This window comes from Plantibacter sp. lyk4-40-MEA-4 (genome assembly GCF_030209415.1).
Taxonomy (GTDB): domain Bacteria; phylum Actinomycetota; class Actinomycetes; order Actinomycetales; family Microbacteriaceae; genus Plantibacter; species Plantibacter flavus_A.
In genome coordinates this window covers 543,127-562,547 of record NZ_JARVSA010000003.1, presented here as the reverse complement: position 1 = coordinate 562,547, position 19,421 = coordinate 543,127, and the positions used below count along the sequence as shown (strand labels likewise).

17 protein-coding genes are annotated in these 19,421 nt (G+C 69.9%); 11 read left to right on the top strand and 6 right to left on the bottom strand.

What is annotated here, in order from left to right:
* Positions 1 to 63: 63 nt before the first annotated feature.
* The 3 genes from manD to QRN44_RS07860 all read left to right on the top strand — a co-directional run bounded on the left by manD (position 64) and on the right by QRN44_RS07860 (position 5,075).
* Positions 64 to 1,302, top strand: a complete 1,239-nt coding sequence (gene manD, locus QRN44_RS07870) for a D-mannonate dehydratase ManD (RefSeq protein ID WP_285038776.1) — start codon at positions 64 to 66, stop codon at positions 1,300 to 1,302.
* 193 nt (positions 1,303 to 1,495) lie between these two features.
* Positions 1,496 to 3,244 carry a NosD domain-containing protein gene (locus QRN44_RS07865; RefSeq protein ID WP_285038775.1) on the top strand — a complete coding sequence of 583 codons (1,749 nt, stop codon included), beginning with the start codon at positions 1,496 to 1,498 and terminating at the stop codon, positions 3,242 to 3,244.
* A 358-nt stretch (positions 3,245 to 3,602) separates the two neighbouring features.
* Positions 3,603 to 5,075: a NosD domain-containing protein gene (locus tag QRN44_RS07860; RefSeq protein ID WP_285038774.1), complete on the top strand. Its 1,473-nt coding sequence runs from the start codon at positions 3,603 to 3,605 to the stop codon at positions 5,073 to 5,075.
* A 45-nt stretch (positions 5,076 to 5,120) separates the two neighbouring features.
* On the opposite strand, the gene QRN44_RS07855 is transcribed toward QRN44_RS07860, so the two are convergent.
* The 4 genes from QRN44_RS07855 to QRN44_RS07840 all read right to left on the bottom strand — a co-directional run bounded on the left by QRN44_RS07855 (position 5,121) and on the right by QRN44_RS07840 (position 8,554).
* Entirely contained in the window at positions 5,121 to 6,011 is an 891-nt protein-coding gene (locus tag QRN44_RS07855) for an EamA family transporter (protein WP_285038773.1), read from the bottom strand.
* A 239-nt stretch (positions 6,012 to 6,250) separates the two neighbouring features.
* Complete coding sequence (locus QRN44_RS07850) at positions 6,251 to 6,655, bottom strand: RidA family protein (protein ID WP_064293914.1); 405 nt, start codon at positions 6,653 to 6,655, stop codon at positions 6,251 to 6,253.
* A gap of 79 nt (positions 6,656 to 6,734) precedes the next feature.
* Positions 6,735 to 7,508, bottom strand: coding sequence for an IclR family transcriptional regulator (locus QRN44_RS07845; protein ID WP_121292989.1), 774 nt, complete (start codon positions 7,506 to 7,508; stop codon positions 6,735 to 6,737).
* Positions 7,505 to 8,554, bottom strand: a complete 1,050-nt coding sequence (locus QRN44_RS07840; RefSeq protein ID WP_285038772.1) for a sugar kinase — start codon at positions 8,552 to 8,554, stop codon at positions 7,505 to 7,507. The genes QRN44_RS07845 and QRN44_RS07840 overlap by 4 nt, the downstream gene beginning before the upstream one ends.
* A gap of 158 nt (positions 8,555 to 8,712) precedes the next feature.
* Between QRN44_RS07840 and QRN44_RS07835 the strand changes: the two genes are divergently transcribed.
* The 4 genes from QRN44_RS07835 to QRN44_RS07820 are packed head-to-tail and all read left to right on the top strand — an operon-like array spanning position 8,713 to position 13,842.
* Positions 8,713 to 10,017 carry a type III PLP-dependent enzyme domain-containing protein gene (locus QRN44_RS07835; protein ID WP_285038771.1) on the top strand — a complete coding sequence of 435 codons (1,305 nt, stop codon included), beginning with the start codon at positions 8,713 to 8,715 and terminating at the stop codon, positions 10,015 to 10,017.
* A 23-nt stretch (positions 10,018 to 10,040) separates the two neighbouring features.
* Complete coding sequence (locus QRN44_RS07830; RefSeq protein ID WP_285038770.1) at positions 10,041 to 10,700, top strand: bifunctional 4-hydroxy-2-oxoglutarate aldolase/2-dehydro-3-deoxy-phosphogluconate aldolase; 660 nt, start codon at positions 10,041 to 10,043, stop codon at positions 10,698 to 10,700.
* Positions 10,697 to 12,334: an N-acyl-D-amino-acid deacylase family protein gene (locus tag QRN44_RS07825; RefSeq protein ID WP_285038769.1), complete on the top strand. Its 1,638-nt coding sequence runs from the start codon at positions 10,697 to 10,699 to the stop codon at positions 12,332 to 12,334. The genes QRN44_RS07830 and QRN44_RS07825 overlap by 4 nt, the downstream gene beginning before the upstream one ends.
* Positions 12,335 to 12,372: 38 nt before the next feature.
* Positions 12,373 to 13,842, top strand: a complete 1,470-nt coding sequence (locus QRN44_RS07820) for a GntP family permease (protein WP_079000560.1) — start codon at positions 12,373 to 12,375, stop codon at positions 13,840 to 13,842.
* A gap of 199 nt (positions 13,843 to 14,041) precedes the next feature.
* On the opposite strand, the gene nucS is transcribed toward QRN44_RS07820, so the two are convergent.
* Positions 14,042 to 14,737: an endonuclease NucS gene (gene nucS, locus QRN44_RS07815; protein ID WP_064294112.1), complete on the bottom strand. Its 696-nt coding sequence runs from the start codon at positions 14,735 to 14,737 to the stop codon at positions 14,042 to 14,044.
* 95 nt (positions 14,738 to 14,832) lie between these two features.
* Complete coding sequence (locus QRN44_RS07810) at positions 14,833 to 16,077, bottom strand: MFS transporter (RefSeq protein WP_285038768.1); 1,245 nt, start codon at positions 16,075 to 16,077, stop codon at positions 14,833 to 14,835.
* Between the two features lie 114 nt (positions 16,078 to 16,191).
* Between QRN44_RS07810 and QRN44_RS07805 the strand changes: the two genes are divergently transcribed.
* From QRN44_RS07805 to QRN44_RS07790, 4 genes are all read left to right on the top strand, one after another.
* Positions 16,192 to 17,259 (top strand): LacI family DNA-binding transcriptional regulator, encoded by a 1,068-nt coding sequence (locus QRN44_RS07805; protein ID WP_285038767.1) that lies wholly within the window; start codon positions 16,192 to 16,194, stop codon positions 17,257 to 17,259.
* A 79-nt stretch (positions 17,260 to 17,338) separates the two neighbouring features.
* A complete protein-coding gene (locus tag QRN44_RS07800; protein ID WP_121293000.1) occupies positions 17,339 to 18,625 on the top strand; it encodes an amidohydrolase in 1,287 nt (428 codons plus the stop codon).
* Between the two features lie 5 nt (positions 18,626 to 18,630).
* Entirely contained in the window at positions 18,631 to 19,023 is a 393-nt protein-coding gene (locus QRN44_RS07795; RefSeq protein ID WP_314138173.1) for a YbjQ family protein, read from the top strand.
* Positions 19,024 to 19,167: 144 nt separating this feature from the next.
* Positions 19,168 to 19,410 (top strand): hypothetical protein, encoded by a 243-nt coding sequence (locus QRN44_RS07790; protein ID WP_139205426.1) that lies wholly within the window; start codon positions 19,168 to 19,170, stop codon positions 19,408 to 19,410.
* The last annotated feature ends 11 nt before the right edge of the window (positions 19,411 to 19,421 follow it).

The following is a 19,421-nucleotide window of genomic DNA, read 5'->3' as shown; positions in this document are numbered from 1 at the left end:
GACCCGCAGTCCGTCGGAACCACCCCGGCCACATCGGCCGCAACGCACGAAGGAGTAGCACCCATGAACATCGACAAGGCCGAGGTCATCGTCACGAGTCCCGACCGGAACTTCGTGACGTTGAAACTCACGACCGACGACGGCCTGACGGGCTTGGGCGACGCGACGTTGAACGGGCGCGAGTTGGCGGTGGTGGCGTATCTGTCCGAGCACGTGGTGCCGTTGTTGCTGGGGCGGGATGCGTCGCGGATCGAGGACACGTGGCAGTTCCTGTACCGGTCGGCGTATTGGCGTCGGGGTCCGGTGACGATGGCTGCGGTCGCGGCGGTCGATATGGCGTTGTGGGACATCAAGGGCAAGGCTGCGGGCATGCCGGTGTATCAGTTGCTGGGCGGTGCGTCGCGGACGGGGCTGCTCGCCTATGGGCATGCGTCGGGGAAGAGCAACGAGGAGTTGTTCGACAGTGTGCGTGAGCATCAGGCGCAGGGCTACAAGGCCATCCGGATCCAGACGGCGGTGCCGGGGTTGCAGTCGATCTATGGCATCGCGTCGAACGCGACGTTCGAGGGCAACACGGGTGTCCGGTACGACCATGAGCCGGCGCAGCGTGGCGGGCTGCCGAACGAGGAGGACTGGGACACGAGGTCGTATCTGCGGCATCTGCCGACGGTGTTCGAGGCGGTGCGGAACGAGTTCGGTCCGGAGTTGCCGTTGCTGCATGACGGGCATCACCGGATGACGCCGATCCAGGCCGCGAAGCTCGGGAAGAGCCTGGAACCCTACGATCTGTTCTGGTTGGAGGACTGCACGCCGGCGGAGAACCCGGAGGCGTTGCGGCTGGTGCGGCAGCACACGACGACGCCGTTGGCGATCGGGGAGATCTTCAACACGGTGTGGGACTACCAGCAGATCATCCGCGAGCAGCTCATCGATTATGTGCGTGGTGCGGTGACGCACATGGGTGGGATCTCGCATCTGAAGAAGACGTTGGACTATGCGGCGCAGTACCAGATCAAGTCGGGCATGCACGGGCCGACGGACATCTCCCCGGTTGGCATGGCGGCCGCGATGCATTTGGGGTTGTCGATCCACAACTTCGGTATCCAGGAGTACATGAAGCACGGAGCGAAGACCGACGCGGTGTTCGAGCAGTCGTACACGTGGGAGGACGGCATGCTGCACCCGGGGGACCAGCCCGGCCTCGGTGTCGAGTTGAACGTGGACGAAGCGGGCAAGTATCCGTACCAGCGGGCGTACCTGCCCTACAACCGTCTCGCCGACGGAACCGTCCACGACTGGTGACCCCTTCGGCCAGCGCGGTGCGCTGACCCGACCGCGCCCCTGTGGCGTGAGTGCGCCCCTCCGGAGGCCCGCGCTCACGTCGCAGGGGCGCGCTCGCGTCACACCCTCGTCACACAAGCCCCTCTAGTATTTAAAATTTCAGCACGCTACCGTGGTGCGGTACGAGGACGCGCACGACGGTTCGGGGGAACAGATGACGAGTGACGACACTCAGCCACCGGACGTCCAGCCCGACCCCGCCCCATCGCCGACACCAGACCCGGCGTCCGAGCCTCCCGCCTCGACCCCACCCAGCCCGGCACCCGACGCCCCCGAGACTCCCGCCGAGGCCGATCCGGCAGCCCCCTCGACGCAGGCGAGGGACGACGGCACGATCGTCCTGGCCGGTGACGGCATCGATCCGACCGGCGCGACCGTGTCGACGACCGCGGCCCAGGCGCTGTTGTCGGCGGCGCCGGACGGCAGCACGATCATCGTGCCGGGCGGCGCCGTCATCGCGCTCGACGCGACCCTCCTGCTCGACCGTCGGCTGGCACTGCGGGGGAGCGGCGAGCTGCGGTGGACGGCCGGCATCGCGAACGCGCCAGCGATCCGCATCACCGCTCCGGGGTCGACCGTGCGGGAGGTGCGCCTGACGAACCCGAACCACCTCGGTTCCGCCACGGGTGCGCGCAACATCGGCATCGACATCCGGACGAGCGACGTCATCGTCGACGGGGTGCGGATCGTCGGCTTCCAGAACGGCGTGGTGAACGAGCCCACCGGCGAGTTCGAGGGCGTCATCGTCACGAACTGCCACATCGTCGACATCGTGGGCGTGGGCGGTGGCCGAGGTTCGACCTCGAGGGCCGGCGAGGACCGCGGCGACGGCATCACCATCTGGGGTGCTCGTGCGCTCGTGTCCAGCAACGTCGTGAACGCGCTCGCCGGCACGGACGCGCGGATCGGCATCCACGCGGAAGGCCTGTCGGACTACGAGGTCGACCCGGGGCTCTACCCCGACGCGATGTTCTCGATTAACGACAACGTCGTCAGTGGTCCGTTCCGCCGCGGCATCGCGTCGGAGGCGGTGTCGCACGCCACCGTGTCGGGGAACACCGTCACCGGGAGCACCTGGTGGGGCATCGCCGCGATCGACACGCGCTCGACCGGGATCTCGAACAACACGGTGCGCTGGACGCGGGCGGCTGAGGACGACCAGGGGTCGGTCTGGGGTCCGTCGCGCGGGCCGATCATGGTCTACCGCAGCGCGGAGGCCACGGTGGTGGACGGCAACATGCTGGAGATCCGCGGCGTCGCCTCCGCTGCCATCCGCCTGCAGGACGCGACCATGCCCTCGGGCGACACCACGACGCCCGTCGGTTCGACCGACACGGTGATCACCGACAACGTCATCCGGCTCGCCGGCGGCACGTGTCCGAGTGGGGTGGTGCTGCAACGCGCGATCCGGCCGCTCGTCGTCGGCAACCGGCTCAGCGTGACCACGCCGAGCGGGACCACGGGAGGCGTCGTCTCGTATCTCAGCAGTGACATGGTCGTCGCCGACAACTCGCTCCTCGGTGCAGGTGAGGCCAGCGGGTACGGGGTGCAGCATCAGGGTGCCGGAGCCGTGCAGGTCACCGGCAACCGGGTGGAGGGGTTCCGGATCGGGCTCGCCGTCACCAATTCGACGGGCGGGGTGACCATCGTCGGCAACACGGTTCTGGCGTGCGCGACCGGGATCGACACCTATGGCTCCACCGGCCGCTCCATGGTCGCGGCCAACCGTCTCTCGGTCTCCGGTACCGCACACATCAATGCACAGCCGGCGACGAGCTACGTCACGACCAGGCACATGGGTACGGCGCGCCCGGCCGGTGGCGGGTCCGGCGACCTGCTGGTGGGCAACGGCCTGCTGTGGGTGAACGATCAGGGCACATGGCGCTCGGTGAAGGTCACCTGACTGGATCGGTGGCACCGGGCGCTACCGTCCTACTGATATATTAATATTCTCGTGGCAGTCGGTCGATCGCCCAGGATACGAAGGTCAGGGGACAGCCATGAGCAGCGACGCGCAACCTGCGCCTCCGGAAGCGGAGCCCACGCCGACGCCCGATCCGAACCCTGAGCCCGATCCGGGGTCGCCTCCCCTGGCACTAGACGCTCAGCCCCCTGTCGCCGATCCCGACGCGACTCTAGACCCTCGAGCAGCCGACAACAGCACCATCGTGTTGGCCGGACCGGGTATCGACCCGAGTGGCACAACGCCCTCCACGGAGGCCGTGCAAGCGCTGCTCTCGGCGGCCCCGGAGGGGTGCCTGGTGGTGGTCCCCAGCGGAGCGGTCCTCGCTTTCGACGCAACGCTCCTGATCGACCGCCGGATCACCCTTCGCGGCACCGGTGAACTCCGTTGGACGGCAGGCATCGAGCAGGCTCCAGCATTGCGTGTAACCGCCGAGGGCGTCGCGGTTCGCGAGGTGGTGCTCAGCAACCCGGATCATCTCGGGTCCGCCTCGGGGAAACGCAACATCGGCGTCGACATCGCTGCCAGCGAGGTGACGGTGGACGGTGTGCGCATCGTGGGGTTTCAGAACGGTGTGATCAACGAACCCTCCGGGGAATTCGAGGGGACCATCGTTACCAACTGCCGGATCGTGGACGTCGTCGGGGCCGGTGGCGGACGTGGTTCGACGTCGAGGCACGGCGAGGATCGCGGCGACGGCATCACGATCTGGGGTGCGCGTGCCGTCGTCGCCGACAACGTCGTCTCCGCGCTCTCTGGAACGGATGCGCGCATCGGCATACACGCGGAATCCCTCGCGACGTACGCGAACGATCCCGGCGAGTACCTCGACTCGATGTTTGCCATCACCGGCAACGTCGTGACCGGCCCGTTCCGTCGGGGCATCGTGCTGGAGGCGGCGATGCACGGCACGGTGTCCGGGAACACCATCTCCGACAACACGTGGTGGGGAATCGCGGCGATCGACACCAGATCGGTGACCATCTCCGACAATACGATCCGATGGACGCGAGCGGAGGAGGATGACCAGGGGAAGGCCTGGGGGCCGAGTCGGGGGCCGATCGTGGTCTACCGCAGCGCTTCCTCCACGGTCGTCGACGGCAACGTCATCGAGATCAGAGGGGTGGCCTCCGCCGCCATCCGATTGCAGGACGCGGTGATGCCTGAGGACGAATCGGAGACCTTCGTCGGATCGGTCGACACCGTCGTGAGCGCCAACATCGTCCAGATCGCCGGCGGAAGCTGCCCCAGCGGGTTGGTGCTGCAACGTGCCCTCCGTCCGGTCGTCGTCGGCAACCGGTTCACGGTGTCCGCGCCGTGGGATGCTCGGGGTGGCATCGTCTCGTACCTCAGTGCGAATCTCCTCATCGCAGACAACTCCCTCCTCGGACCAGGGGAGGAGAGCGGGTATGGAGTCCGACACGAGGGTGAAGGGACGGTGCACGTCACCGGCAACCGGGTGGAGGGCTTCAGGGTGGCCTTGGCCGTCACCAATTCCTCGGCGGGTGTCACCATCGCGGGGAACACGGTCCAGGCCTGCGCCACCGGCATCGACACATTCGGTTCGTCCGGGCCCTCGGTCATCGCGTCCAATCGACTCCAGGTGTCCGGCACTCGGCACATCAATGCACAGCCGGCGACGAGCTATGTCACGACCAGGCACATGGGTACGGCACGCCCGGCCGGCGGAGTGTCGGGCGACCTCCTCGTCGGCAACGGCCTGCTGTGGGTGAACGACCAGGGCACGTGGCGCTCGGTGAAGGTCACCTGACGCGGGCGTCGCGGTGGTCAGTGCCGGCGTCCGGGAGTCCGCTGGTCAGCCCGCGAGGAGGGCGACGCCGATCACGACGACGGTCGCCGCGGCGATCCGGCGCACGGGTCGGCCCTCGCGGAGCACGAGTGCACCGAACAGGCTGACGAGGATGACGCTCACCTCGCGCATCGGTGCGACGAGCGCGACCGGTGCCATGGTGATGGCGACGAGCACGAGGATGTACGACATCGGCGAGAGCACCCCGAAGGCGAGGATGCGTGGCCAGTGGGCGCGCAGGACCGCCGGAAGCTCGCGCGCCCGGCGACCGAGCGAACCGGAGAACAGCACGACCTCGACCGCGGTGCAGCCGACCATGTACGCGACGGGCGAGGCGCCCCACGTGCGGACGGCGTGCGCGTCCCAGATCGTGTAGGCCGCGATCGCGACCCCGGTGAGGAGTCCGAAGGCGACCGCCGGATCGATGCGTCGTCGCGTGGCGCGTACGTCGACGGCGACCGGTGCAGGGTCGCTCCCACGATCGACGAACCCGATCGCGACGACGCCGACCACGATCGCCGCGACACCGAGGAGCGCGAGCAGTGACGGGCGTTCACCGAGGATGAGGATGGCGATGATCACGCTGATCGTCGGGCCGGTGCCGCGCGCCGTGGCGTAGACGGTGGAGAGGCGTCCGCTGGCGTAGCCGCGTTGCAGCACGAGCATGTAGACGTAGTGCAGCACGGCGGAGACCACGACGCCGATGGCGAAGCCGGTGAGGTCGTCCGTACCGAGCCCGCCGGTGAACGGCACGACGATCGCCCACAACACGGTGCTCGACACGGCCCCCCACCAGAGGAAGGGCATGCCGATCCGGCTGACGCCGTGGGCGACGATGTTCCACGCCGCGTGGCAGACCGCGGCGGCGAGGACGATGGTGACGGCGAGCAGAGACACGTGAGACCCTTCCGATCCTCGCGGGCGCGACGATCAGGGTCCTCCGGGCTTTTGTCCTGTCAGATGACGGTCTTCGGCTGGCCGCCGACCGTGGCGCCGCTCGGACCAGTCGAGCTGTCGCTCCGGAACCCTAGGCGCTATCGCGCACCACGCTACCAGCCTCCGGCGAGACGTGTTCGTTCGCCCGAAGATGGGCGAACGAACGCTCCTTCGCCCGAACTCGGGCGAATGGACGTGCGTCAGTCGACGATCGCGATGGCGTCGATCTCGACGAGCATCTCCTCGCGGGGGAGGCCCGTGAAGACCGTGGTGCGGGAGGGCAGGACGCCACCCTTGACGCGCGAGCCGACGAACTCGCCGTAGGCGTCGTTCATGATCGCGAAGTCCTCGCGCTTGGTGAGGTAGACGCGCAGCATCATGACGTCGTCGAAGGTCGCGCCGCCGGCCGCGAGGATGGCCTCGACGTTCTGCAGGGTACGGGTGGTCTGCGCGGCGACGTCGCCCGGGAACAGGTACTCGTTCGTCGCGGGGTCGACGGGGCCCTGGCCGGAGACCTGGACGAAGTTGCCCTTGCGGACGCCCTGGGAGAAGGTGTGCGCGGGAGCCGGGGCGTCGGTGGTGGAGATGGCGGTGCGTTCGGTCATGGGGTGTGTCCTTCGGTTGGTGGCCCTTCGACAAGCTCAGGGACCGGGGTAGGTGGTCAGGGACCGGATGGGTGGGAGGTCAGGAGGTGACGGGTGCCTCTGCGGGCGTCGGCGGTGCGTAGCCGAGTTCGGCGGAGATCGCGGTCGTGGTGGCGAGGAGCTGCGGCAGGAGGGCTCGGACGCCGCTGTGGGGGAGGACCATCGTCGGGACCGAGATCGACACCGCCGCGGTGACCCGGCCGTCGGGCCCGAAGACCGGAGCGGCCACGCAGTTCATGAAGCTCTCGTGCTCCTCGTGGTCCTCGGCCCATCCGCGTTCGGTCGAACGCTCGATCTCGGCGAGCAGGGCGTCGGCGTCGGTGATGGTCTTGTCGGTGTACCGCTCGAACACGATGCCCGTGACGACGCGTCGACGCTCCGCCTCGTCGAGTCCGCCGAGGAGGACCTTCGCGACGCCGGTCGCGTACAGGGAGGCCGGCAGACCGACGCGTGAATACATGCGGAGGGGCTGACGGGACTCGACCTTGTCGATGTAGAAGACGGAGCCGCCCTCGTAGGCGGCGAGGTGCACCGTCTGGCCCGTGGCCGCCCCCAGCGCCCGGATGTGCGGAGCGGCGACGCCGCGGACGTCCTGCTCGTCGAGCGCGGTCTGGGTCAGCTCGAACATCGCGCGCCCGAGGTGGTACCGGAACGACGCGTCGCGCGTGACGAAGCCGTGCTCCTCGAGCGTGTTGAGCAGGCGCAGCACCGTGGTCTTGTGCACACCGGCCGTCGCCGCGAGCGCGTCGAGGGAGTTGGTGCCCGAGACGATCTCGCGGAGGAGGTCGAGCGCGCGGGACAGGGACTGGCTCATGCGTCGATCATCCCGTGTGCGCCGACGGTGGTCCACGGCAGTGGGCGCTCCGCGGTGACGCGCCACGACGCCCATTCCTCATCGGTCGCCTCGACGATGGTGCTGACACCCTGGGCGTCCGGCACGAGCTCGGGGCGGTCGCCGTGGCAGACGAGCGTCGACGCCGCTACCGCGTGGCCGAGCCGCGTGCAGGCGGTGTCGGAGCGACCCGAGGCCAGCCCGGCGAGGTAGCCGGCGGCGAACGCGTCGCCCGCACCGACGGTCTCGACGACGTCGACCGACAACGACCGCACGTCGACACCCGCCTCGGACCCGCGGTGGAGGGTGGTCGCGGCGTTCTCCTCGTCCTTGAGCACGATGCGCCGCAGGGTCGGCAGCTCGGCGAAGAGGCGGGTGGCGTCCGTGTGGCCGAAGAACAACTCCGCTTCGTCGACGCCGAGGAACAGGACGGACGCCTGGTCGAGCAGGCGATGCAGCGGGGCGGTCGAGCGACGCTCCCAGAGTCGCGGCCGGAAGTTGAGGTCGACGCTCAGGACGGTGTCTCGGGGGAGCGCGTCGCCCAGCTCGCCCACGAGCAGCGCGGTCGAGTCGGACAGCGCCGGGGTGATGCCGGAGGTGTGCACGATGGCCGAGGCGGTGATGGCCGCCCGGGTCGCTTCGTGTCGAAGGGTGTCGGCGCCGAGCTGCGACGCGGCGGACTCGCTGCGGTAGTAATGCATCCGCGGCCGACGGTCGCCGTCGGCGCTCACGACCGTCTCCTTGACGTAGAGGCCGGTGGGCCGGTGGTCGTCACGCTCGACGGCGTCGGTGAGGACACCGTCGTGCCGGGCCGTCTCGAGGATGTAGTCACCGAACCCGTCGTCGCCGAGGCGAGAGATCCAGTGGGTGGGGACGCCCAGGCGCGCGAGGCTGGAGGCGACGTTGAACTCGGCACCGCCGACGCCCGTCCGGTATTCGCGGGCTTCGGCGACCGGGAGCTGCCCCTCGGGCAGGAGGACGACCATCGCTTCGCCGATCGTGCTCACGGTGGACGGTGACGTCGTCATCACGGTTCCCCTCGCGTCTCGGCCGGGTCCGGTTGACGGCCTGTGGATGCAATGCTAGAACAGATGTAGCGCTGAGTGCAATGTACGTTGCAAGATGCGCAACGTCTGACGCTCACGGTGTCGGTGGGTGCAGCGCTCGATCGCGAAACGAGGAGACCATGACGGACGACTTCGATGCCGGTGCGCTGGGCGTGCTCGACGGCAGCCTCAAGGGCTTCCCACCGGCGTCCGTCGGGACCGACGCCGCCACGTTCCTCGCCGGTCGACCGGCGCTCGCCGACTTCACCACGCCGCTCGTCACGCTCGACCGCTCGGCGGTCACCGACAACGTCGAGACCATGCGCCAGTGGTGCGACCGCGCCGGGGTGGGCCTCGCGCCGCACGGCAAGACCACGATGAACCGGGCCCTATGGCAGCGTCAGCTCGACGCGGGTGCCTGGGGCATCACCGTCGCGACCCCGTGGCAGCTCTCCGTCGCGCTCGACTGGTCGATTCCGCACATCATGCTGGCCAACGCCCTCGTACAGCCCGAACACCTGCGCGCCGTCGGGCGGGCCCTCGACCGCGGCGACGCCGAGATCGTCGTGTGGGCCGACTCCGTCCGCGCCGTGCAGATCATGTCGCGCGTGCTCGCCGAGCAGCCACTGCGTCGCCCGCTCCACGTGCTCGTGGAACTCGGTGCGCCGGGTGGCCGCACCGGAGCCCGGGACTACGCCACCGCGCTCGAGATCGCCGAGGCCGTCGTCGCCTCGCCCGAGCTCGCGCTCGCCGGCGTCAGCGGCTACGAGGGGGCCCTCGCGCACCACGGCGACGACGGTTCGCTGCAGATCGTGCGTGATTACCTGACCTCCCTCGCCGAGCTGCACACCGGGCTCCTCGCCGACGGCCGCTACGACGATCGCGTCGAGACCCTCATCGTGACCGCCGGGGGCAGTGCCTACTTCGACGTGGTCGCCGAGGTCCTCGCGGAACTGCGCGACCTCGACGGTGCTCGCGGACGCGCCGTCGACGTGCTGCTGCGCTCCGGCGCGTATGTCACCCACGACGACGGCTTCTACCGGGGGATCACGCCGCTGGGCCGCCACGAGGGTACCGGCGACTTCCGCTCCGCGATCCACGGCTGGGCGACGATCGTCTCCCGCCCCGAACCCGGCCTGGCGCTCGTCGACGGCGGGAAGCGCGACTTCCCCTTCGACGAAGGGCTCCCCGAGGTGCAGGGCGTCCGCCGCGCCGGATCCGCCACCGTCGAACCGCTCTCGGGCGCGACGACCACGGCCATGAACGACCAGCACACCTTCGTCTCCCTGCCGCCCGGCAGCGACGTCGAGGTCGGTGACGTCATCCGCCTGGGCCTCTCCCACCCGTGCACCACCTTCGACAAGTGGCGTGCCCTCGTGGTCATCGACGACGTCCGTCTCGCCGAACCGAGCGCCGTCGACGCCGTCACCACCACCTTCGGCTGAGCCGAACCGAACAGGAGCCCCGCATGACGCTCGAGACCCCTCCCACCACGCCGCACGCCCTCGACGCCCTGTACGCCGACCGCGCCATCGCCGTCGTCCGCGTGCCCGTCATCCCCGACCCGGTCGAACTCTGCCGGGCGCTCGCCGCGGGCGGGATCCGCAGTGTGGAGTTCACCTTCACGACGCCGGGCGTCGAAGCCCTGATCCGTGGCGCGGCCGACGCGATCGGCGACCACGGGGCCGTGATCGGCGCGGGGACGGTCGTGGACCGCGACACCGCCCAGCGCGCCATCGACAGCGGAGCGCAGTTCCTGGTCACACCCGGTCTGAGCGAGGAGGTGGCCGAGGTCGCCACCGCCGCCGGCATCCCGTTCCTGCTCGGTGCGATGACGCCGAGCGAGGTCATGCGCGCCGCGTCGCTCGGTTCCCACGCGGTGAAGATCTTCCCGGCCGCCGCCATGGGGTCCGGCTTCCTCAAAGACCTCAAGGGTCCGTTCCCGGGTCTCCGGCTCGTGCCGTCGGGCGGACTGCACGCCGGCAACGCCCGCGAGTACATCCAGGCCGGCGCAGCCGCCGTGACCGCGGGTTCGAGCGTGGTCGGTGCGGCCGACGTCGCCGCGGCCGATTGGGCCGGGGTCACCGAGCGTGCGACCGCCTTCACCGCGGCGGCCCTCCTGCCGTGACGTCGCGACCGACGGACGATGCGCGCGCGGTGGTCATCCGCGGCGCTCGCATCGTCGACGGCACCGGCGGACCGAGCGTGCACGGGTCGCTCCGCATCGACGAGGGCCGCATCGTCGCGATCGGGGCGTCCGCCGAGGCCGACGCGCCTGCTGACGCCCTGATCATCGATGCTGACGGCCTCGTCGCGTCGCCCGGCTTCATCGACATGCACGCACACTCCGACCTCGCGGTCCTCCGCGACCACGAGCACCTCGCCAAGGTCTCGCAGGGCGTCACCACGGAGGTCCTCGGACAGGACGGGCTCTCCTACGCCCCGACGGACGACCGCACGATGGCCATCGTCCGGCAGCAGATCGCCGGCTGGAACGGGCAACCCGACGACGTCGACTTCGCGTGGCGGACCGTCGGCGAGTACCTCGACCGGGTCGACCGCGGGGCCGCGCTGAACGTCGCCTACCTGGTGCCGCAGGGCTCCGTCCGGATGCTCGTGGTCGGCACCGAGAACCGGTCTGCGACCGCCGACGAGATCGCTCGGATGCAGGAGCTCGTCGCCGCCGGCATGCGGGAGGGCGCGGTCGGGATGTCCTCCGGCCTCACCTACGTGCCCGGCATGTTCGCCGACACCGAGGAACTCGTCGCGCTGTGCCGCACCGTCGCGGAGCACGGCGGCTTCTACGCACCGCATCAGCGCTCGTACGGCAAGGGTGCACTCGAGGCGTACGCGGAGATGATCGACATCAGTCGTCGTTCCGGCTGTGCGCTGCACCTCACGCACGCGACGATGAACTTCGGCGTCAACGCCGGCCGGGCCGCCGAACTCGTGGCCCTCATCGACGCCGCCATCGCGGACGGCGTCGACATCACGCTCGACACCTATCCGTACCTGCCGGGTTCGACGACCCTGTCGGCGTTGCTGCCGAGCTGGTCGGCGGTCGGCGGGCCGGACGCGACGATCGAGCGTCTGGGCGACGACGACGTCCGGGCGCGGATCCGATACGAGCTCGAGGTGCTCGGCACCGACGGCTGTCACGGTGTCGTCACCGACTGGGCCACGATCGAGATCTCCGGCGTCGCGAACCCCGAGCTCGCCGGCTTCGTCGGACGGACCGTCGCCGACATCGCCGCCGAGGAAGCGGGACACGCATGGTCGGGTGACCCGACGGCCCTGTTCTTCGCGCTGCTCGAAACCGACCGGCTCGCGACCGGCATCCTCCAGCACGTCGGCGACGAGGCCAACGTGCGCACGATGATGGTGCACCCGGCCCACACGGGCGGGAGCGACGGGATCCTGATCGGCGCGAAGCCACACCCGCGCGCCTGGGGCACCTTCCCGCGCTACCTCGGCCACTACGTCCGCGAGGAGGGGGTGCTCGGGCTGGAAGACGCCGTCGCCCACCTCACCTCGCGGCCGGCTGCGCGCCTCGGCCTCAGCGACCGCGGCGTGCTCCGCGTCGGAGCCGCGGCCGACCTCGTCCTGTTCGACCCAACGACCATCGCCGACCGCGCGACGTTCGCCGAGCCCCGGCAGCAGGCCGCCGGCATCCCGTGGGTGTTCGTGAACGGTGCCGCCGTCATCGCCGACGGTCGACGCACCGACGCCGTCCCCGGCCGCTCGATCCGCCGCCCGGCCTGACCGCTTCCCCCGCCTCCCACCGATCCAGAAGGTCTCCCATGCCCATCAACGCCCTCGCGCGCAGCGTCGCGGCCGCCGCTCCAGCACCGAGCGACCCCATCGGCTGGTTGCAGCAGACCACGCCCGGCCTGCTCATCCTGTGTGCCGTCGCCATCGCGGTGCTGCTGTTCCTCATCATCCGGGTCAAGCTCGAACCGTTCATCTCGCTCTTCATCGTCGGCATCGGCCTGGCTCTCGCGACCGGGACGAGCATCTACCAGATCGTCGGCGTGGCCGTGCCGGACCCCTTCGACGACGAGCAGATCAAGCCGGGGGCGTCGCTCCTCGAGACCGGCTTCGGCGGGATCCTCGGGCACATCACGATCATCATCGGTCTCGGCACCGTGCTCGGCGCGATCCTGGAGCGCTCCGGTGGTGCTGACGTCCTCATCCGGAAGCTGCTCGGTCGCTTCGGGGAACGCGGTGCTCCGATCGCGATGGGGCTCACCGGTCTCATCTTCGGCATCCCCGTGTTCTTCGACGTCGGCATCTTCGTCCTCGCGCCCCTCGTCTACATCACCGCGCGTCGCGGCGGGAAGTCGCTCGTGCTCTACGCGCTCCCGATGCTCGCCGGCCTCTCGATGACGCACGCGTTCCTGCCGCCGCACCCGGGCCCGACGGCGCTCGCCGGTACCTTCGAGGTCGGGCTCGGCTGGCTCATCCTCATGGGCTTCCTCTGCGGCATCCCCGCCTTCATCGCGTCGGGTATCGCCTGGCCGCTCTGGATCGGGAAGCGCGTCATGGTCTCGGTTCCCGAGGAGTACGTCCTGGAGCCCGAGGACGACGCCCCCGAGCGCAAGGACGTCTCGCTCTGGAGCGTCGGTCTCATCATCATCACGCCGATCCTGCTGATCCTCGCCGCCACCTTCGGTGCCCTCGCCTTGCCGAACGGACCCGTCCTCGAAGCGTTGACGCTCATCGGCAACCCGGCGGTCGCGCTCACGATCGCCGTCTGCCTCGCGTACTACGTGCTCGGGGTGCGGCGCGGCATGACGCTCGCCGAACTGGGTGAGCTCTCCGGCCAGTCGCTCCGACCGATCGGCATGATCCTGCTCGTCGTCGGTGCGGGTGCGTTCTTCGGCGCCGTCATCTCGGCGACGGGGGTGGGCGCGGCGTTGGCCGAGGTGCTCGGTTCGCTCGGCCTGCCGATCATCGTGTCCGCGTACCTCATCAGTTCCGGCCTCCGCATCGCGCAGGGCTCGGCGACCGCGGCCATCGTGATCACGGCGGGGATCCTGCAGCCGGTCGTGCTCGCGGGTGACTACTCGCAGCCGCAGCTGGCGCTCATCGGCATCGCGATCGCCGCGGGTTCGATCACGCTCTCGCACGTCAACGACGGTGGGTTCTGGATCATCGCGAAGTACTTCAACATGTCGGTGAAGCAGACGCTCGCGACCTGGACCGTGCTCGAGACGATCCTCTCGGTCGTCGGCTTCGGGATGGTCGCCCTCATCTGGCTGTTCGTCTAGCCCGAGTCGCGACCGTCGGTCCAGTGCCTTTCTCAGGAGTGTCCGGGCGTGTCGGTGCCCGGTGAAGCCGGCGCGCCGGAGGACTCCTGAGCAAGGTCACTGAGCGGTAGGTGGTGCCTTTCTCAGGAGTGTCCGGGCGTGTCGGTGCCTGGTGGAGCCGGCGCGCCGGAGAACTCCTGAGAAAGGGACTCAGTCGACCTCAGAAGAGGCGGGAGTCGCTGTCGTCGAGGCCGCGCATCGCGTCGTAGTCGAGGACGACGCAGCGGATCCCGCGGTCCTGGGCGAGGGTGCGCGCCTGCGGCTTGATCTCCTGTGCGGCGAACACGCCCTGCACGGGAGCGAGGAGCGGGTCGCGGTTCATGAGTTCGAGGTAGCGGGTGAGCTGCTCGACGCCGTCGATGTCGCCGCGGCGCTTCAGCTCGACCGCCACGGACGCCCCGGTCGCGTCGGTGGCGAGGATGTCGACCGGGCCGATCGCGGTCATGTACTCGCGGCGGATGAGTCGGTAGCCGTCGCCGAGGAGCTCGATCTGCTCCGCGAGGAGCTTCTGCAGGTGCGCTTCGACGCCGTCCTTCTGGAGGCCCGGATCGACGCCGAGTTCGTGCGCGCTGTCGTGGTGGACCTCGTGGATCGACACGATGAGGGCGTCGCCGGTCTTCTTGTGCGTGACCTTCCACAGCTCGGTGATCCCGGCCGCGGCCTGCGTCTCGTCGGGCTCGACCGTCGTGAGCACGCAGGGCGGGCTCATCCAGTTCAGCGGCTTGTAGGAGCCGCCGTCGGAGTGGACGAGCAGGCTGCCGTCGTTCTTCACCATGAGGAGCCGCTTGGCGAGCGGCAAGTGAGCCGACAACCGTCCGGCATAGTCGACCGAGCACTCCGCAATCACCAAACGCACGACGACGAGCCTACCGCGACACCGCAGCACGTCCATTCGCCCATGTTCGGGCGACGGAACCCTGAATCGCCCGAATATGGGCGAACGAACGGGGCTCAGCGCTTGCCGCGGCTGCTCTCGCGGGCGGCCGGAGAGGCAAGGCCGGCGAACACGATGAGTACGAGCACGACGAACAGGGCGTTCAGCAGGCCGATGGCGTCGCCGAGGATGCCGATGAGCGGCGGACCGACGAGGAACGCGCAGTAGCCGATCATCGCGACGGCACTCACCCGTGCCGCAGCGCGCTTGGAGTCGTCGGCCGCGGCTGACATGCCCACCGGGAACCCGAGCGAGGCGCCGAGTCCCCAGAGCACGGTGCCGAGGATCATCAGTCCGGTCACCGGCGTGAGGATGAACAGGACGAGCCCGGCGATCGCGGCTCCAGCCGACACCCGGAGCACCGGCACCCGTCCGAACCGGTCGATGAGGGGCCCGCCGACGATGCGACCGACGGTCATCGCGGTGACGAAGACCCCGTAGACGAGCGCGCCGGTCGTGTTGCTCTGCCCGTGGCCGTCGACGACGGCCAAAGCGAGCCAGTCGTTGGCACTGCCCTCGGCGAACGCCATACCGAGGATGATGACGCCGATGAGGATGAGCCGGCCGTCCGCCCAGACCGAGAGGCTCTCGCGGAGACGCTCCTGCCACGGCGTCTTCGGTGCGTCGTCGGCCTCGGCGGCCACGTCCTGCTGGACCGGGACGAAGCGTACGGCGACGACGGTCGCGACGGTGATGGCGACCGCCATGATGAGCGCGTGCCAGAACACCTCGAGGCCGATCGCCGAGGCCAGAGCGCCGAGCCCCGCTCCGGCGACCGTGCCGAAGCTGAAGCACGCGTGCATCAGCGGCATCACCGTCTTGCCGAGTTCCTGTTCGGCTGCGGCTCCCTCGACGTTCATCATCACGTCGAGGGCTCCGTTTCCGAAGCCGAAGACGATGAGCCCGACCAGCACGATCCCAGCGAGCGGTACGAGGCTCGCGCCGACGCCGATGAGGAGGAGTCCGGTCGCGACGAGCCCGAGCACCAGCTGCATGCCTCGCCGCGGTCCGAGTCGTGCGAGGAGGTGCTGGGAGGCGACGAGCCCGACGACCGATCCGATCGACATGCCCAGGATGAGCAGCCCGACGGTGCCGGTGGTGAGTCCGAGGTTGTCGCGGATGGCGGGGATGCGGGCCACCCACGTCGCGATGCTGAGGCCGCTGAGGGCGAAGACCACGAAGATCGCGTTCCGCCAGGCGAGCAGTTCGCGGCGTGGTCGCAGGGCGACGGGGGCGGTGTGCGGGTTGGTCGGCTCTGACACGTGGTCCTCGGGTTCGGTGCTGGTGCGCCTGGGCGCCGTGTGGAACGGGTGGTGAAGCCCGTGGATCGGGAGGCTATCGAATCGATTCGATTCCGTCGACTAAGCTAGCAGACCGTGGACCAGGAATCACGCCCCTCGCGACCGACGCTCGCCGATGTCGCCGAGCGCGCGGGGGTGTCACCATCGACCGCCTCGCTCGCGTTCAGCGGCGCCGGACCCGTGTCCGAAGCGACCAAGCAGCGCGTGCTGCAGGCTGCCGCCGACCTCGACTACGCCGGACCCGACCCCCGGGCCCGCTCCCTCCGTCAGGGACGCAGCGGCATCGTGGGAGCCGTCGTCGCAGGCCGGATCGGGCACTCCTTCCGCGACCCCGTGATGGTCCAGACCCTCGACGGACTCGCCGACGAGCTCGGTGCGGTCGGCGCGGGACTCCTCCTGCTGAACGACGCGCAGGAAGGCACACTGCAGTTGAGCAACGCGCCGATGGACGGCGTCGTCCTCATCGGCTGCAGCCCCAACCTCGACAGCTCGGTCGCGATCCTCAGTCGACGGGGGATGCCGATCGTGTCGATCGAGGGCCTCGCAGCCCTCGGCGTGCCCGACATCGCCGTCGACAACCGCGGCGGCGTGCGTGCGGAGGCCCAGCACCTCGCCGACCTCGGCCACGAGCGCGTCGCCGTCGTCACCCTCAACCTCGATCCGACCGAACGCCGCGGCCCGCTCACGCCCGAGTGGGAGCGATCCGCCACGACGGTCCCGGCGATCGAGCGCCTGCAGGGCCTCCGCGACGTCTTCCCCGACGCGCAGGGGTTCGTCACCACGGGGTCATCGCTCGAAGAGGGACGCGTCGCCGGACACTCGATCCTCGACGTGCCCGCGGATGAACGCCCGACGGCGATCGCCGCGCAGAGCGACCTCCTGGCCGCCGGCGTCATCCGCGCAGCCGAGGAGCTCGGCATCGCCGTCCCCGCGGAGCTCAGCGTGGTCGGGTTCGACGGCATCCGGGTCGAGGGGCTCGACTACGACCTCACGACGGTGTGGCAGCCCTCCCGCGAGAAGGGTTCGGCCGCGGGCCGTGCGATCATCGCCATGCTCGACGGCCGCGATCCGGAGTGCGAGCAGTTCAGCGTCCGGTTCCACCGCGGAGCGACGACGGCACGGGTCCCCGCTCCACAGCGCTGAGGTCTCGCCGGGGTTTCGACAGATCCTGCCGCACGGCGGACCCGCCCCGTAGGGTGGAGACGACGCTCGAAGGAGACCCATGACCGACCAGCCCATCGCCACCGCAGCACTCGTCCAGCAGGAGGCGGCGGCGCTCGCCGCGTCTCTCGCCCCGGTCTACAAGGATCTCCACGCCAATCCGGAGCTCTCCTTCGCGGAGCACCGGACCGCCGCCCTCGTCGCGGACCGCATCACCGGCCTCGGGTACGGGGTCGCGACGGGGATCGGCGGCACCGGCGTCGTCGGCGTCCTGGAGAACGGCGAAGGTCCGACGGTCTTGCTGCGGGCCGACATGGACGGCCTGCCCGTCTTGGAGGAGACCGGCCTCGACTACGCCAGCGTCGCACGCGGGGTCGACCCGGAGGGCAACGACGTCCCGGTCATGCACGCCTGCGGCCACGACGTCCACGTCACCTGCCTGCTGGGCGCCGCCGAACTGCTCGCCGCACGGCGCGACACCTGGTCCGGGACGCTCGTCGTCCTGTTCCAGCCGGCCGAGGAGGCCGGCGGCGGTGCGCAGGCGATGGTCGACGACGACCTCTACGCACGCGTCCCGAAGCCCGACATCGTGTTCGGCCAGCACGTCGGTCCGCTGCCGGCCGGTGTCGTCGGCACGCACGCCGGGCCGTCGTTCGCCGCGACCGACGCCTACCGCGTCACCTTCCACGGCCGCGGCGGTCACGGGTCCCGCCCGCAGTCGACGATCGACCCGATCGTCATGGCGGCGTCGGCGGTCGTCAGGCTCCAGAGCATCGTTTCCCGCGAGGTCGCCGGGACCGACACCGCCGTGCTCACCGTCGGCACGATGCACGCCGGCACGAAGAACAACATCATCCCCGACACGGCACAGATCGGCGTGAACATCCGCAGCTACGAACCGCACGTGCGCGACCGCGTCGTCGGCTCCATGGAGCGCATCATCCGGGCCGAGGCCGCGGCGTCGGGCGCCGAGCGGGAACCGGTGATCGAACACACCGAGGCCTTCCCGGTGCTCGTGAACGATCCCGCGGCGACCGGTGCGGTGACGGCGGTGTTCGCCGACGCGTTCGGTGCCAACCGCGTCGTCGACCCCGGTCTCGTCACGGGCAGCGAGGACGTCGGCATGCTGGCGACGGCCGCAGACGCGCCAATCGTCTACTGGATCCTCGGCGGCGCCGACCCGCAGGCCTTCGCCGCAGCCTACGCGTCGGGGCGCATGGAGCAGGACCTCCCGGGCAACCACTCCTCGAAGTTCGCCCCGCTCATCCACCCGACGCTCGACACCGGCATCGCCGCCCTCTCGCTCGCCGCCCTGTCGCGGCTCTCCGGAACGGCGGCGACCGCGTGATCGTCGTGACGACGGACACCGTCGCCGGTCACCGCATCGACGCGGTCCTCGGCGAGGTCATCGGCCTCACGGTGCGCGCTCGCGACTGGGGCTCCTCCATGTCGATCGGCTTCTCCGCGCTCGGCGGCGGAGAAGTCCCGGGGATGACCGCGCTGCTGTTCGAGTCCCGTCAGGAGGTCATGCGGCGCTTGGTCGCCGACGCCGAACAGCGCGGCGCCAACGCGGTCCTCGCCATGCGCCTCGAGACCACCGACATCGGCGGGGCGTGGACGCAGCTGACGGCGTACGGCACCGCGGCCTATCTCGTCCCGATCCCCGCGGGCGAACCCGGAGCGACCGGCCAGTCCGCCTACGCGGCGGCGCAACCCGACGCCCCGAAGCCCCGGGGTCAGGTCTAGTCCGACGACCGGTCGCGAACGGCGGGTGCGAATCGATCGCACCCGCCGCTCGCGAAATCGGTGGTTGATGGCTGTGGTGTCCGCGCGCTAGCGTGGCTGCACTGCGGCGACAGGGGGTCGCCGCAAGGAGGATCGGGGGATCTGATGCGCAGACGAATGGCGAGGTTCCTGGCCGCGGTAGGCCTCGGCGCGGCACTGGTGGTGGGTGGTGCAACGGCGCCGGCGAGCGCCGCGCCGCAGGTCTGGTACCAGATCACCGGGTCGGTGAAGGCCGACTGCTCGGCCATGTCCGCCAAGTACCGGGGCCTCGGAGCTCGCATTTACACGGGATGCCACCAGCGTTCCTACGACAAGCAGTGGGCGTTCTCCTACTACTGGCCGAGCTGAGCCGCGGAGCC